The sequence below is a fragment of the Echinicola sediminis genome (genome assembly GCF_054777495.1).
Genome location: NZ_BAAHAP010000261.1, coordinates 1 through 509, shown reverse-complemented (window position 1 = coordinate 509; position 509 = coordinate 1). Strand labels below are relative to the sequence as shown.

Genomic DNA, 509 nt, shown 5'->3' with positions numbered 1-509 from the left:
CGATGTGTCCGATGTAAGCCATGTGATCAATTATCAGCTTCCGATGACCATGGATTCCTATATCCATAGAATAGGAAGAACCGGAAGGGCAGGAAAGCCCGGGCATGCGATCACCTTTGTAAATTAATTCTCCTTATGGCAAAAAATCAAAATGCATTTATAAAAAAGCAGAGAGCGGACCTGAAAAGACGAAAGAAAAAAGAAAAGTTAGAAAATAGACTTTTCCGTAAAGCTCAACCAAAGGACGGAAGTTTTGAAAATATGACTGTCTATGTAGATGAATTTGGGAATTTCTCCAAAACACCTCCAGTAGTATGCACAAAACATCCAGTTATTAATAAATCAAAAACAAATCAAAATTAGAAAAACATGAATGAAGGAACAGTAAAATTCTTTAACAATTCCAAAGGCTTTGGCTTTATTACACCATCTGATAACGGAGAAGATATTTTTGTACACCAAGTCGGATCGTAGCCATGTGTTCTGTGAGCCAAGGAGTTGCTGCGTAC

The 509-nt window shown here is 37.3% G+C and carries 2 protein-coding genes and 1 pseudogene; all 3 read left to right on the top strand.

Annotated features, from left to right (window positions below):
- On the top strand, positions 1-127 hold a 127-nt coding region (locus tag ACYVAA_RS23080; RefSeq protein ID WP_460546476.1), incomplete at its 5' end, for a helicase-related protein.
- An 8-nt stretch (positions 128-135) separates the two neighbouring features.
- Positions 136-363, top strand: coding sequence for a cold-shock protein (locus ACYVAA_RS23075; RefSeq protein WP_460546474.1), 228 nt, complete (start codon positions 136-138; stop codon positions 361-363).
- Positions 364-369: 6 nt separating this feature from the next.
- A pseudogene (locus ACYVAA_RS23070) lies at positions 370-468 on the top strand (cold-shock protein); the annotation flags it as partial.
- Positions 469-509: the final 41 nt, after the last annotated feature.